We start from the raw sequence: 14307 nt of genomic DNA on the forward strand, positions 1-14307 counted from the left end.
TCTGCAAAAGACGGCCGCTCCGTTTGGAGGGCCGTCTTTTTGGTATAAGAGGACGGAATGACTAACACGAAAGGTATGACCATGCCCCAGATTGATGATGCAGAGCTGTTTGGCAATGCCGAGGACCAGCGTGCGTACGAGGACTTTTGCGCCAATCAGGAGGCGGTCGAGAAGTTTACGCTCGACAAGCCCGCGCTTATCTGCCGTTGGCGCATGTCCAACAAAAAGGTGCCCATGCTCAACCGTCACATTCGCGCGCTGTCCGAGCGCTTGGTGCAAGGCGAGCCGCTTACCCATAACATGCTCAGCTGGGCCAAGCAGCACGTTGAGTGGTCGCTTGCCGAGGGCGATTACACCGCGCACGACGGCGTGCTCATGCTGGTGATCGACGTTAACGGCAATGCCGCCATGACGGTGGGTGAGTACGAGCCGCTGGCCGATACTTCGGCCAAGGCGCTGCGTGCCCGCTCCGCCGAGGCCCGATCCGAGGCCGACGAAACCGGCGTGGCGCCCGAGCTGCTCGCTGCCGTCAACAACGGCGAGCTGGCCTTTGTGGCGCCGGCGGACGAGTGCCTGTGTGGCACGGCGACGCTCATAGAGCAGCTGGCTCAGACCAAGGACATCCCGGTCACGCGCGTAGACATTCCCGCACAGCTCAAGGGCGCCTTGTTCCTGGTAAGCGATGAGCACGGCGTGGTGCCTGCCGCCGACGCTGTCGCCGCCGAGTCCGATGCCGAGACGGTTGCCTTCTTTGCCGACGGCTACGAAAAGCTCCGAGCCCGCCGCTAAATGATGTTTCTGGGACGGGGATTATTTAATCATTTGATCCCCGCGCCCGCTGCGAGCGGGGGGGGGGGCGATTCGAACGCTTTCGTTCGCGAACAGTTCTGTCACCTTGGTGCCGCGTGGGGCGCGTACCTGCGGCTTCGCGGTCATAATGGGATAAGACAACCAGGAGGGGAGCGGAATCCATGGCGCTGATCTATATCGTTGAGGACGACGAGCCCATTCGTCGCGAGCTTGCCGACATCCTTGCCCGTGCCGGTTTTGAGGTCGAGGCTTGTGAGTCGTTCGAGCATGTCTCGCGCGATATTCTCGCCGCCGCGCCCGACCTGGTGCTGCTCGACCTGACGCTTCCCGTCAAAGACGGCCAGCACATCTGCCACGAAGTCCGTCGCGAATCCGAGGTCCCCATCATCGTCCTCACGTCGCGCACGACCGAGATCGACGAGGTCATGTCCATGACGCTCGGCGCGGACGACTTTGTTCCCAAGCCCTATAGCGCGCGCGTGCTCGTGGCGCGCATCAACGCACTGCTGCGTCGCACCGCGGCGGCAGGCGAGCGCAGCACGCTCGTCCACAAGGGATTGGAGCTCGACCTCGCCCGCTCCATGGCCACCAACACGCAAACCGGCACTAGCACTGAGCTCACCAAAAACGAGCTGCGTATCCTCTCGCTGCTTCTGAGCCGCGCGGGCAAGATCGTCTCGCGCTCGGCCATCATGCAGGACCTGTGGGATTCCGATGCCTTCGTGGACGACAACACGCTCACCGTCAACATCAACCGCCTGCGCACCACGCTCGACAAGATCGGCGTCAAGGGGTATCTGACCACGCATCGCGGCCAGGGCTATTCGGTCTAGGTGCCAGCTATGTCGTTTGGCAAGTTCTTTAAAGATGCGCTGCTGCCCGTTGCCGTGTGGACGTGCGGCGTGCTGCTGAGCTGCTTTGTGCTGACGGTTGCCGGGGCCCCGGCATCTATCGTGGTCGTGGCGGTCGGTGTGTCCTTTATCTTTGGCATGCTGGGTATCGTGATCGAATATGTGCGCCGTCGTCGTTTTCTGCATCAGCTGGAGCGCGCGGCCGAGGAGCTGGAAAGCCCCGCATGGGTACAGGAGATGGTCCAGTGCCCGACCTATGCCGAGGGCGAGCTCGAATACGAGGTCTTGCGTCGCGTGGGCAAAGCCGCCTGCGATGAGGTGGCGGAAGGCCGACGCCAGACCGATGACTACCGCGACTATATCGAGAGCTGGGTCCACGAGGCCAAGTTGCCCCTGGCGGCGGCCCATCTGATTTTGGAAAACCTGGACGGCAGTGAAGACGACCTGTCGCGCGTGGATGATTTGGGCCGCGAGCTGGCTCGCGTGGAGCGCTATATCGACCAGGCGCTGTACTACGCGCGCTCGGAAGTCGTGGAGCGCGACTACCTGATTCGCCGCTGGGATCTCAAAACCTTGGTGACGGGTGCGATTAAAGCCAACGCGCGCGAGCTCATCGCGGCGCACGTGGCTCCGGTGTGCGAGAACCTCGACTTTGAGGTCTTTACCGACGAGAAGTGGCTCGAGTTTATTCTGGGCCAGCTCATTCAGAACAGCATTAAATATGCGCGCGAGGATGGCGCGAAGATCGTGTTTTCGGGCGCGTTGTTGGACGAGGGCCTGGCGAGCGAGCGCATCGAGCTTACCGTCGCGGACAACGGCTGCGGCGTGAGCGCGGCCGACCTGCCGCGCGTGTTCGAGAAGGGTTTTACCGGTGACAACGGCCGTGCCGCCAAGCGCGCAACGGGCATCGGCCTCTACCTGGTGGCGCGCCTGTGCTCCAAGATGGGCATCGACGTCACCGCAGCATCGGAGCTGGGCGAAGGCTTCGTCGTAACATTCGCCTTCTCGACGAACAAGTTCCAATATTTCGAGTAGCGCACACGGCAGACGTCCGCCCAAACAAAAACGTGCCGCCCATGAAAAACGTGCCGCCCCAACCGGGGCGGCACGCCATTTTTCTATCAGCCAACTCGCTGAAGTAAGGCTGCGAAGGCCGCGGGGCCGGGAGGGGTTTCCTAAGGGCACATCCCGCAGCCGCAACGCGGCGAGGACGTGCCCGCGGAAACCCCGCAGGCCCCGCGGCCGGTGGGAGCAACGCTACTTCACGACCAGAATGTCGCAGTCCGTATTGCGCAGCAGGAACGTCGAAATCGAACCCAGGAGCGCGTACTTAATCGAGGACAGACCACGGGCGCCGCAGAGCACCAGATCGGGTTTGACCACGTCGAGCATCTCGTCCTTCAACGTCTCACGAATACGACCGGCGCGAATCATGACTTCGACCTCGGGGATATCGGGATTAGCCTTGGCCTCCTCGAGTTGCTTCGCGATGGAGTTGTTAAAGGCCTCCTCCAAGCCGTTGACTAAGTCGACTGGGTAAGCCCCCGCGCTTTCGAGCGCCGTGGAGTCGATCACATGACCGATAATCAGCTTTGCGCCGTTGTTTGCGGCCACCTTGATGGCGCGTGCGAGCACAAAATCCTGCTGCTCAGTACCGTCGAGTGAAACAAATACCTTGGTGTAGCCCTCGTTCATGGTTTCCTCCTTGGTCTATCGCACGGGCGCAGGGCTCGTGCGTCGGGCGGCCGCGGATGCGCGGACCGCCGGACACTTTATCTTGTTGCAGTTATACCCAAGGATTTCGGTTTGACCGCCTGCAATTCTGTGAACGGACAAGATTTTTGGTAAGGGTAGGCGCGGTCGCACCGCCAACGGTTGATAATGGGACATCGCCCGCATCGTCCGCAGAACATCTACCGGCGGGTGTTAAACGAGGGGGTCCCTTTGGATATTATCGAGCTTCTAAAATCTGCCTTCATGGGCCTGGTCGAGGGCATTACCGAATGGCTGCCCGTTTCGTCGACGGGCCACATGATCTTGGTAGACGAGTTCGTCAAGATGAACGTGAGCGAGACGTTCTGGAACATGTTCCTGGTCGTGATTCAGCTTGGTGCCATATTGGCCGTCTGTGTGCTGTTCTTCTACGACCTCAACCCGTTCTCGCCCAGCAAGGGCAAGGAGAGTCGTCGCGACACATGGGTGCTGTGGGGCAAGATTGTGCTCGGCTGTATTCCCGCTGCGGCGATTGGCCTGCCGCTCAACGACTGGATGGAGGAGCATTTCTACAACGCTCCCGTCGTGGCGTTGGCACTCATCGTCTACGGTGTGCTGTTCATCGTGATCGAGAACTGGCGCGCGAACAAGCGCGACCAGGCCGCTCTTGCCGGTTCGTTTGGTTCGCGTGCCGTGGTGGCGGGCGGGCGTCCCGCCGGTGCGCACTTTGCAGCGCCTGCTGCGGCTGCCGCCGAGGATTCGGGCAACGATGGCGAAGACCTCGACTTTGGCTCCATTGCGACACTCGAGGACCTAAGCTGGAAGACCGCGCTGGGCATTGGCTGCTTCCAGGTTCTGTCGCTGGTGCCGGGCACATCGCGCTCCGGCTCCACCATTATCGGAGGCCTGCTGCTGGGCTGCACGCGCTCGGTGGCGTCCAAGTTCACGTTCTTCCTGGCTATCCCTGTCATGTTTGGTGCGAGTGCGCTTAAGCTGGTCAAGTACTTCGTTAAGGGCGGTACGTTTGGTGCCAACGAGGTCGCCATCCTGGGCGTGGGCTGCATCGTCGCCTTTGTGGTTTCGCTCATCGCCATCAAGTGGCTCATGGGCTTTGTCCGTCGTCACGACTTCAAGTGCTTCGGCGTCTACCGCATTGTCTTGGGTATCGTGGTGCTCGCGTACTTCTTCGTTCTGGAGCCTATGCTCGGCCTGTAACTTGGTTGACGCTGCGCGGCGGCCAGAGCGGCAACTTGTTATTCAAAGAGGGTGGCATGACCAAAAGGTCTATGCCGCCTTTTTTGGTGCATTGGGGTCAGGTTACTTCGCAGCAACATGGTGCAGACTAACCTGACCCCAATGCGCCAAATCCGTTGGGGCGGGTCGTACGGTGGCGCACGGAGTCGCGGTGTGATTTGCGTCGGTGTCCGCGCGGCTCGGTATACTGGTACGGCTCAAGCTATGGCGCTGCCCGCAGGCGCGCCGTCCGTCAGATGAGGAGTCGCCCATGACCCAGCCTTTGCCCTGGGAAAAGAATGCCGCGGTACCCGTGCCGCCCGCGCCGGAACCCGTGCCGCTCGATGCGTACACCGCCCCCGCCGTGCCGGAGCCCGAGCTCGTCCCGCTCGACATCTACGACACTCCCGCGCCGGCACCCAAGTCCGCTAAGCCGCTTGTCGACATCGACAGTCTTAACCCCGCCCAGCGCGAGGCCGTCCTGACGACCGAGGGTCCGTTGCTGGTCCTTGCCGGTGCTGGCTCGGGCAAGACCCGCGTCCTGACCTTCCGCATCGCCCATATGCTCGGCGACCTGGGCGTTAAGCCCTGGCAGATCCTTGCCATCACGTTTACCAACAAGGCCGCGGCCGAGATGCGCGAGCGTCTGGCGGTACTTATCCCCAGCGGTACCCGCGGCATGTGGGTGTGCACCTTCCATGCCATGTGCGTGCGCATGCTGCGCGAGGACGCCGACTTGCTGGGCTACACCGGTCAGTTCACCATCTACGATGACGACGATTCCAAGCGCATGGTGCGTGACATTATGCAGGCGCTCGGCATCGAGCAAAAGCAATTCCCCATCAACATGATCCGCAGCAAGATCAGCTCGGCCAAAAACGCCATGATCGGCCCCGAGGACATGCTCAAGAGTGCCGATAGCCCCAACGACAAAAAGGCCGCACAGGTCTATATGGAGCTGGAGCGCCGCCTGCGCGCCGCCAACGCGATGGACTTTGACGACCTGCTCGTGCGCGCGCTTGAGCTGTTGCGCACCCGCCCTGAGGTGCTCGACAAGTACCAGGAGCGCTTCCGCTACATTAGCGTCGACGAGTATCAGGACACCAACCACGTCCAGTACGAGATCGCCAACCTGCTGGCCGCCAAATACCAAAATCTCATGGTCGTAGGCGACGATGACCAGTCCATTTATAGCTGGCGCGGCGCCGACATCACCAACATCCTGGACTTTGAGAAGGACTTTAAAAACTGTAAGACCGTCAAGCTGGAGCAGAACTATCGCTCCACGGGTCACATCCTGAGCGCTGCCAATGCCGTGGTGCGCCACAACTCGCAACGCAAGGACAAGCGTCTGTTTACGGCTGAGGGCGATGGCGAGAAGATCCAGGCCTTCCAGGCAAGCGACGAGCGCGACGAGGGCCGCTGGATTGCCGGTGAGATCGAAAAGTTGCACTCCAAGGGCACGAGCTACGACGACATCGCTGTGTTCTATCGCACCAACGCCCAGTCGCGTATCCTCGAAGATATGTTCCTGCGCGCGGGCGTGCCCTACAAGATCGTCGGCGGCACGCGATTCTTCGACCGCGCCGAGATCCGCGACGTCATGGCCTACCTCAAGATGATCGTGAACCCGGCCGACGAGATGAGCGTCAAGCGTGTCATCAACACGCCGCGCCGCGGCATCGGCTCCACTTCGATTCAAAAGATTGAGCAGCTGGCACGCGACAACCGCTGCTCGTTCTTCCAAGCCTGTGAGATTGCGACGGCCGAGACGGGCATGTTTAGCGCCAAGGTGCGCAACGGCCTGTCGAGCTTTGTGGCGCTGGTGCGCGAGGGCCGGCGCATGGACGGCGAGCTCAAGGACGTCGTCGAGATGATTGTCGACAAGACGGGCCTGCTGCAGGCGTTCCGTGCCGAGGGCACCATGGAGTCCGAGAGTCGCGCCGAGAACATCCAGGAATTCCTGGGCGTCGCTGCCGAATTTGAGGAGACGCACGAGGATATCGAAGGTACGCTCGAGAGCTTGGAAGAGCTGCGCGCGGCCGGTGTTGCCGATGTGCCTGCCGACGCTGAGCCCGAGCCCGTTGTGGTGGGCGCACCTGCGCCCGAGCCCGGCCCGTCTGCGCCCGTGTCTTCGTTTGAGGCGCTCGTTGGCGCGCGCGATGCCGCGGGCTCCAATCCGCTCGATAGCTTGGCCGCTCCGGCGTTGTCTCCGCAGGATGCCTTGGCCGCCGCCATCGCGGGTAACGCGTATGCCGCGCCGACAGAGCTGCCCGCCGGTGCCGTGCATGCTGACGAGATTGAGCGCACCTACGGCCCGCTCACCTGCAAGGCGCTGCCCGCTCTCATGGAGTGGCTGGCCCTGCGCTCCGACTTGGATTCCCTGGCCGGCGAGACGCATGCCATCACCATGATGACCATTCACTCCGCCAAGGGCCTGGAGTTCCCCGCGGTGTTCGTGGCCGGCATGGAGGAAGGCATCTTCCCGCATGTGCACGACTTTGGCGGTAGTGACGATCCGGGCAAGCTCGAGGAGGAGCGTCGCTTGGCCTACGTCGCCATTACGCGTGCTCGCAAGCGTCTGTTCTTGACCTATGCGGCCACGCGCCGCACCTACGGCTCGACTTCTGCCAACCCGCGCTCGCGCTTCCTCAACGAGATTCCGTTTGAGGATATCGAGTTTAGCGGTATCGGTTCTGCCGGTTTTGAGGGCACGGGCTGGGAGAAGCGCGGCGACCGTCACGGCACCTTTGGCTCGGGCATGGGCTCGGATATGTATGGCGGCAAGGTGTTCGGTTCGCATACGCGCTCGACCGGCGGTTCCGCTTCGCGCGGCGGATCGAGCTTCGACGATTTCTTTGGCGGCAGCACTTATGGCACCGAGCGCCATCGTGGGGTTTCGCCCGACGCCGGCCGTGTTGCCTCGACCTTTGGTTCGGGCGCGCCGCGAGCCAAAAAGCCATCATCTAAGGTGTCCCCGACGGTGGAGCGCAAGGTCGATCGCGCCAGCGCGTCGCAGGACTTTGCCGCGGGCGATACCGTGAGTCATAAGACCTTTGGCACGGGCACCGTGATCTCGGTTGCTGGAGACATGATCGAGGTCCAGTTCGAAAAGACCGGCCAGACCAAAAAGCTTATGAAGGGCTTCGCACCGATCGTCAAGCTGTCGTAATCCCAGCGGACCTGGGCGGGCGTATGGGGCAACATCGCCTGCTCGGGCAGTCCTGCGCAAGACGGAGGCCACATTAAGTGGCCTCCTTTGCGTGCGGAACTCGCGATCGATGTTGCCCCATACGCCCGCCCAGGTCCTTGGGTAACGTTGCTGGACGAACGTCGCTCTGCTCGTTCGCTTTTTGGTCTGGAGAGCCGGGTGGGCTGATATATAGATACGAGTAGGGGCTCCCTCGTTGATGGGCGGGGGAGCCCCTTCTTGCGTTTGGGTTGTTGTTGCTAGCCAGAGGCTCGCCGGGACGGGCGCGGGGTTTGGTCGATCGCGAGTTCCGCACGAGCCGGAGAGCACTTAATGTGCTCTCCGTGCGAGCAGGACTGCCCGAGCAGGCGACCAATCCCCGCGCCCGTCCCGGCGAGCACTTGGGGACCGGTGGCTTACAGGTGGCTGATGATCAGCTCCATTTTGCCCTCGAGGTCAATGGACTTCACGGTGCTGGGGGCCAGGAGGTGGCTTCCCTTGTGGACGGGGTCGCCGCAGACGGTGCCTTCGCCGTCGATGACCGACAGGCACATGAAGGGCCAGCGCTGCTCGAGGGTCTTGCTGCCGTCGACGCGCACGCGATCGACGGTGTAGCAGGGGTTGGACTCGAGCTCGGTCACGCCGTCGACCTCGGGCGCGGTCACGGTGCCGTCGGTCGGCGCCTGAACATCAAAATCGATGCAGTCGAGGCTCTGCTCAATATGCAGCGGGCGCAGCTTGCCGTCGGTGCCGGGGCGGTCGTAGTCGTACAGGCGATAGGTCACATCGCTCGACTGCTGCGTCTCCAAAATGAGCGTACCGGTCTTAATAGCGTGCACGGTACCGGAGTCAATCTGGAAAAAGTCGCCCTTGTGAATCGGCAGCACGTTGAGCATGTCGTCCCAGCGGCCATCTTCGATCATCTGCGCTGCCTCGGCGCGGTCCTTGGCGCGCTGGCCGACGATGATCGTGGCACCGGGCTCGCAGTCCAGCACATACCAGCACTCGGTCTTGCCCAGGCTGCCGTTCTCGTGCTCGGCAGCGTACTCGTCGTTGGGGTGAATCTGGATCGAAAGGTCGTCCTTGGCGTCCAGAATCTTAATGAGCAGCGGGAACTCCTTGCCCTCGCAGTTGTCAAAGAGCTCGCGGTGCTCGGCCCACAGCCACGACAGCGTGTGGCCGGCATACGGGCCCTCCGCAATCTGGCAGTCGCCGTTGGGATGGGCCGAGATGGCCCAGCACTCACCGATGGGACCCTCGGGAATGTCGTAACCAAATACGGTTTCGAGTTGGCGGCCGCCCCAAATCTTCTCGTGGAAGATCGGCGTCAGTTTAATCAAATCGGACATGTTCATACCCCCATGGTGTTGCGCGGCCGCCCGCTCTAAATGAGCCAAAACGAGCGCCCGCATGACTACATAAACTATGCCAACGTTACGTTGTGCAGCTCAAAGCGGTCACCAACATTGCGCGAGATCGAATGCTCAAAGGCGGTGCCGCTATCCAAAAAGCCAATCTGGTTGAGCTCGAGCAGGGGAGAGCCGGGCTTGGTGTCCAGGCGCTCGGCCTCTTCCTCGGTTGCCGCTACGGCACGGATGGTGCGGTGGAAGCTCGAAATCTTCAGCCCGCATTGCTCGCGGATGAAGCTGTAGACCGATCCGTACAGGTCCTTCTTTTTAAGGCCCGGAATCAGCTCGAGGGGCATGTAGGTGTACTCGATAACGATGGGCTTTTCGTCAACCTGGCGTACGCGCACGATGTGGTAGGCAAAGTCATCCTCGGCAATTCCCAGCTGGGCAGCAACGTCCGCTGGTGGATTAACAATCGAGAAATCATAGACCACCGAGCTCACCTTCTCCCCGCGGTACTCATGCGAAAAGCCCTGGGTACGGTCGCTCTTGCCCTGGAAAAACGCCTTGCCGGGAAGCCCCGCCGTGTCCTTAACGTAGGTGCCCGATCCGCGCCGGCTGGTAATAAGGCCTTCCTCGGTGATTCGCTCGATAGCTCGTTTGACGGTAATTTTAGAAACGCTATAGAGCTCGCAGAACTCAACGACGGTGGGCAGCTTATCGCCCGGCTTAAGAGCGCCGTCCTCGATGCTTCGACGAATATCCGCAGCTATCGCCTCGTATTTGGGAATCATGGAACCCCCTTTCCAGCTTGATTGAGTACAAAAGAAAGTATAGTCAACACCTAAGCATCCCTATTGCGTTTTTGAAAAGTTCGAGAAAGATATTATTTAAAGCCGCTTCTCTTTAAAAACTAGAGCGCTCCAAATGAATATGCACTCGAATAATGTGGTATTGAGCAAATTGATCGGCTCGAGGACGGGGCTGGGCCGTTTTGCCGCCCAGCGAACCGAATCTCATGCCTTGCGTTTCCCCAGATAAAACCTGCCAAAACAAACCTGTCCCTTTTTGGCAGGTTTTTGCCTGGGGAGCGGTACCATACAGGCAATGTTTAAACGAGAAAGGTGGGCTCCCATGGAACCTAAGCAGTACTACATCGGCATTGACGTCGGCGGCACTTCGGTTAAGGAGGGCCTGTTCGATGAGGACGGTAACCTGCTTGCCAAGGCCAGCGTGCCCACGCCTCCCATCGTTGATGCTGCGGGCTTTGCCGCGGTGACCGAGGCGATCGACCAGGTGGTCGCCAAGGCACAGATTCCGCGCGCCTTTGTGGCGGGCATTGGCCTGGCTGTTCCGTGTCCCATCCCGGCTTCGGGCGATGCCAAGGTCAAGGCCAACATTGCCATTAACCTGCCCGAGCTTAGGATCGCCATTCAGGAGCACTGCCCCGACGCGGTCGTTAAGTACGAGAACGATGCCAACGCCGCTGCCATGGGCGAGGCCTGGCTCGGCTCTGCCAAGGGCGTGCAGAACGTGGTGATGGTCACCATCGGTACCGGCGTGGGCGGCGGCGTTATCGTTAACGGCGACGTGGTGTCGGGCGTTGTGGGCGCCGGCGGCGAGATTGGCCACATGTGCCTGAACCCCGAAGAGGAGCGCACCTGCGGCTGCGGCGGCCATGGCCACCTGGAGCAGTATTCCAGCGCCACCGGCGTGGTGAGCAATTACCTTGCCGAGTGCAAGAAAGCGGGCGTCGAGCCCATCGAGCTCACCGGCCCCTCAGATTCCAAGGACGTGTTCCAGGCCTGCCGCGAGGGCGACAAGCTTGCGCTGGCCGCGGCCGATACCATGGCCGACTATCTCGGTCGCGCACTGGCGCTTATTGCCAACGTGGTCGATCCCGAGATGTTCCTCATCGGCGGCGGCGCCTCCGCTTCGGCCGATGTCTACCTCGACAAGGCTCGCGAGTACTTCCAGCGCTACGCGCTTTCTGCCTCGCGCGAGACGCCCATTAAGGTCGCCTCGCTCGGCAACGACGCCGGCATCATCGGTGCCGCCTACGTAGCCCTGCGCGCTGCCGGCAAATAGCTGGTGCAAGGGGGACAGGTTAGTTTGCACCAACATGGTGCAAAGGGGGCAGACTTCGCCCCAACACTTGCCCCAAATTGTGCCGCGGCCCTTCCGTCTCAGAAGGCTCGGCGCCAGCGTGATACCATAGCTACGTCCAAGTACACATATCAAGTGGAGGATATCCATGGCAAACGTTCTTGTCTTTGGTCACCAGAACCCCGATAACGACGCCATCATGAGCGCCGTCGTCCTGTCCCAGCTGCTCAACCAGGTTGAGTATGCCGGCAACACCTACGAGGCCTGTGCCCTGGGCCAGCTTCCGGCCGAGTCCGCCAAGCTGCTCGCCGACGCCGGCATCGCCGAGCCCCGCGTGATCGAGTCCGTCGAGGCCGGTCAGCTCGTCGTCCTTACCGACCACAACGAGTCCGCCCAGTCCGTCGCCGGTCTTAAGGACGCCACGGTCTTTGGTGTCGTCGACCATCACCGCATCGGCGACTTTGAGACCGCCGGCCCGCTGCACTACATCTGCCTGCCCTGGGGCTCCAGCTGCACCATCGTCACCAAGCTCGCCGGCGTGCTCGGCGTTGAGCTTTCCGACGTCCAGGCCAAGCTGCTGCTCTCGGCCATGATGACCGACACGCTCATGCTCAAGAGCCCCACCACCACCGATGTCGACCGCGCCGTCGCCGCCAAGCTCGGCGAGCAGGTGGGCGTCGATCCGGTCAAGTTTGGCATGGAGGTCTTCCTTACCCGTCCGTCCGGCTCCTTCACCGCAGCCGAGATGGTCGGCAACGACATCAAGATGTTCGAGCCCGCCGGCAAGAAGCTGCTCATCGGCCAGTACGAGACCGTCGACAAGAGCCGTGCGCTCGGCATGATCGACGAGATTCGCGAGGCCATGCGCGCCTATGCCGCCGAGAAGGATGCCGACGGCATCGTCCTGTGCATCACCGACATCATGGAGGAGGGCTCGCAGGTCCTGCTCGAGGGCGAGACCGAGGCCGCTCAGAAGGGCCTGGGCATCGCCGACGAGCATGATGGCGTCTGGATGCCGGGCGTTCTTTCCCGTAAGAAGCAGGTCGCTGCCCCCATCATGGCTGCCTGCTAGGTTTTTGACCTAACACCGACGACCGGATCGCGGAAGCCCCGCGCTCCGGTCGTTTTTTGTGCACAGCGCCGCGTCGTCTCTTGGACAGGCGTGCTCGTGCCGTTGAGCAAATAATGTTCAACCTGTGGTTCCGCTTTTCGGCCACGCCTGCGTGCTTGTCGCGCAGGGTAGGCTAGATGCAAGCGTAATACGTTAGAGCGCGGCGCCGCCATCTGGGCGGGCCGTGCTTTTTTAAGACGGGAGCCTTCCCGTGAAAGGAGCCGCCCATGGCAGCACCCGAGCAGCTGTTTAACGTTCGTGAACGCAAACGTTTTGAGCGTCACGACATTTGGGAGCGCATTGCCGAGAACGGCACGATTTCCGCCGCCGTCATGGTCTTCGCCGCCATCGCCGCCGTCATCTGCGCCAATACCGATGCCTACGAGGCCATCCATCACTTTTTGGAGACCCCGTTGTATGTGGGTCTGGGCAACCTTACGGCCGGTCTCACCGTTGAGCTTTTCGTCAATGACTTCCTCATGGCGATTTTCTTTTTGTTGGTGGGCATTGAGCTTAAGTACGAGATGACGGTCGGCGAGCTCAAGAATCCGCGTCAGGCCATGCTTCCCATGCTGGCGGCCGTGGGCGGCGTCGTCGTTCCCGCGTGCATCTACCTCATCTTTAACCATGCCGGCGCCCGCAACGGTTGGGCTATCCCCATGGCCACCGATATTGCCTTTGCGCTGGGTGTGCTGTCGCTTTTGGGTAACCGCGTGCCCAACGGCGTGCGCGTGTTCTTCTCGACGCTCGCCATCGCCGACGACCTGATCTCTATCGCCGCCATCGCCATCTTCTACGGTCAGAGCCCCAACCCGTTTTGGTTGGGTGCCGCCGCGCTTGTGACCTGCGCGCTCGTGTGGCTCAACAAGACGCAGCATTACCGCCTTGCCCCGTATTCGGTACTGGGTCTGCTGCTGTGGTTCTGCATGTTCAAGAGCGGCGTGCATGCCACGCTCGCCGGCGTCATCTTGGCCTTTACCATCCCGGCTAAGTGTGGCGTCAAGCTCGATAGCCTCACTGATTGGCTGGGCGAATGCCTGCCGTTGCTCGACGACCGCTACGACGACGAGGCACACATCCTGGGCCAGCACGACTTTACCGTCTCGACCACCAAGGTCGAGCGCGTCATGCACCGCGTCACCCCGCCGCTCATCCGTATGGAGCGCCTGATCTCCACGCCGGTCAACTTTGTGATCCTGCCGATCTTTGCGTTTGTCAACGCACAGGTTCGCCTGGTGGGCGTGGACATGAGCACGCTGCTCACCGACCCGGTGACGCTCGGCGTGTACTTTGGCATGCTGCTGGGCAAGCCGATCGGCATCTTTGGCATGACGTTTGCTCTGGTTAAGCTCAAAGCTTGCCAGTTGCCGCGCAACGTCAACTGGCACATGATCGCCGGCGTGGGCATTCTGGGCGGCATCGGCTTTACCATGTCGATCCTCATCAGCGGCCTCGCCTTCCCGACGGCCCAGTTCGAGGTCCTGGCTGCCAAGGCCGCTATTCTTGCCGGTTCGGTCACCGCTGCCGTGCTCGGCATGATCTACATGAGCGTGGTCTGCAAACACCCCGCGCACAAGGACGAGTAAGAGCGCGAAAGCCGGCTCCAGAACCGATTCGGGCGCGTTCAAAATGCGGATTCGGGCGGTAATTGCCGCCTGCCAGACACGCCAGTGGTCAAAAAACGCCGTTTGTGAGTACTGTCACAAACGGCGTTTCATTTTAGGTGTGGAAAATAATGAACACAATCATGTTATCTGTATGTTAACAAGTAATCGCTTGACTCCAATTTGGCGATAGCTACTGCTCGGAAAGAAAATCCAGGCGCAAAAACGCCGATTTGGGGCCTAATCGCTGCTACTAAAAAGGTAACAGTACTCATATTTGCCCTTTTTTGGCCACAAGCCCTAAAACAAGCCTCGCCAGGGTTGGGAAACGGGCCAAATC

Annotated in this window: 11 protein-coding genes; 8 read left to right on the top strand and 3 right to left on the bottom strand. The window is 61.1% G+C overall.

The annotated features are described in order from the left end of the window. Nucleotides 1–57: 57 nt before the first annotated feature. The 3 genes from AAAV21_RS02905 (at nucleotide 58) to AAAV21_RS02915 (ending at nucleotide 2696) form a co-directional block, all read left to right on the top strand. Nucleotides 58–789: a hypothetical protein gene (locus AAAV21_RS02905; protein ID WP_349107335.1), complete on the top strand. Its 732-nt coding sequence runs from the start codon at nucleotides 58–60 to the stop codon at nucleotides 787–789. A gap of 182 nt (nucleotides 790–971) precedes the next feature. Next, nucleotides 972–1643 carry a response regulator transcription factor gene (locus AAAV21_RS02910; protein ID WP_349107336.1) on the top strand — a complete coding sequence of 224 codons (672 nt, stop codon included), beginning with the start codon at nucleotides 972–974 and terminating at the stop codon, nucleotides 1641–1643. A 9-nt stretch (nucleotides 1644–1652) separates the two neighbouring features. Continuing rightward, a complete protein-coding gene (locus AAAV21_RS02915; RefSeq protein ID WP_349107338.1) occupies nucleotides 1653–2696 on the top strand; it encodes a sensor histidine kinase in 1044 nt (347 codons plus the stop codon). Between the two features lie 222 nt (nucleotides 2697–2918). Here AAAV21_RS02915 and AAAV21_RS02920 read toward each other — a convergent pair whose 3' ends face one another. Further along, nucleotides 2919–3356 carry a universal stress protein gene (locus AAAV21_RS02920; protein WP_099432243.1) on the bottom strand — a complete coding sequence of 146 codons (438 nt, stop codon included), beginning with the start codon at nucleotides 3354–3356 and terminating at the stop codon, nucleotides 2919–2921. A 249-nt stretch (nucleotides 3357–3605) separates the two neighbouring features. On the opposite strand from AAAV21_RS02920, the gene AAAV21_RS02925 reads away from it, so the two are divergent. Beyond that, complete coding sequence (locus tag AAAV21_RS02925) at nucleotides 3606–4589, top strand: undecaprenyl-diphosphate phosphatase (RefSeq protein WP_349107341.1); 984 nt, start codon at nucleotides 3606–3608, stop codon at nucleotides 4587–4589. A 289-nt stretch (nucleotides 4590–4878) separates the two neighbouring features. Continuing rightward, nucleotides 4879–7779 carry a UvrD-helicase domain-containing protein gene (locus tag AAAV21_RS02930; RefSeq protein ID WP_349107343.1) on the top strand — a complete coding sequence of 967 codons (2901 nt, stop codon included), beginning with the start codon at nucleotides 4879–4881 and terminating at the stop codon, nucleotides 7777–7779. Between the two features lie 434 nt (nucleotides 7780–8213). On the opposite strand, the gene AAAV21_RS02935 is transcribed toward AAAV21_RS02930, so the two are convergent. Together AAAV21_RS02935 and AAAV21_RS02940 are read right to left on the bottom strand one after the other, a co-directional pair. Continuing rightward, nucleotides 8214–9152, bottom strand: coding sequence for a type I phosphomannose isomerase catalytic subunit (locus tag AAAV21_RS02935; protein WP_349107345.1), 939 nt, complete (start codon nucleotides 9150–9152; stop codon nucleotides 8214–8216). A 68-nt stretch (nucleotides 9153–9220) separates the two neighbouring features. Then, nucleotides 9221–9940, bottom strand: coding sequence for a GntR family transcriptional regulator (locus AAAV21_RS02940; protein WP_349107347.1), 720 nt, complete (start codon nucleotides 9938–9940; stop codon nucleotides 9221–9223). A gap of 340 nt (nucleotides 9941–10280) precedes the next feature. Between AAAV21_RS02940 and AAAV21_RS02945 the strand changes: the two genes are divergently transcribed. The 3 genes from AAAV21_RS02945 (at nucleotide 10281) to nhaA (ending at nucleotide 13949) form a co-directional block, all read left to right on the top strand. Then, nucleotides 10281–11234 carry an ROK family protein gene (locus AAAV21_RS02945; protein ID WP_349107349.1) on the top strand — a complete coding sequence of 318 codons (954 nt, stop codon included), beginning with the start codon at nucleotides 10281–10283 and terminating at the stop codon, nucleotides 11232–11234. Nucleotides 11235–11400: 166 nt separating this feature from the next. Continuing rightward, complete coding sequence (locus AAAV21_RS02950) at nucleotides 11401–12324, top strand: manganese-dependent inorganic pyrophosphatase (RefSeq protein WP_349107351.1); 924 nt, start codon at nucleotides 11401–11403, stop codon at nucleotides 12322–12324. A gap of 266 nt (nucleotides 12325–12590) precedes the next feature. Next, the gene (gene nhaA, locus AAAV21_RS02955; protein WP_349107354.1) at nucleotides 12591–13949 is read left to right on the top strand and encodes a Na+/H+ antiporter NhaA; all 1359 of its coding nucleotides are present in this window, start codon (nucleotides 12591–12593) and stop codon (nucleotides 13947–13949) included. Nucleotides 13950–14307: the final 358 nt, after the last annotated feature.

The organism is Collinsella sp. CLA-AA-H302 (genome assembly GCF_040093305.1).
In the GTDB taxonomy this organism is placed as follows: Bacteria; Actinomycetota; Coriobacteriia; order Coriobacteriales; family Coriobacteriaceae; genus Collinsella.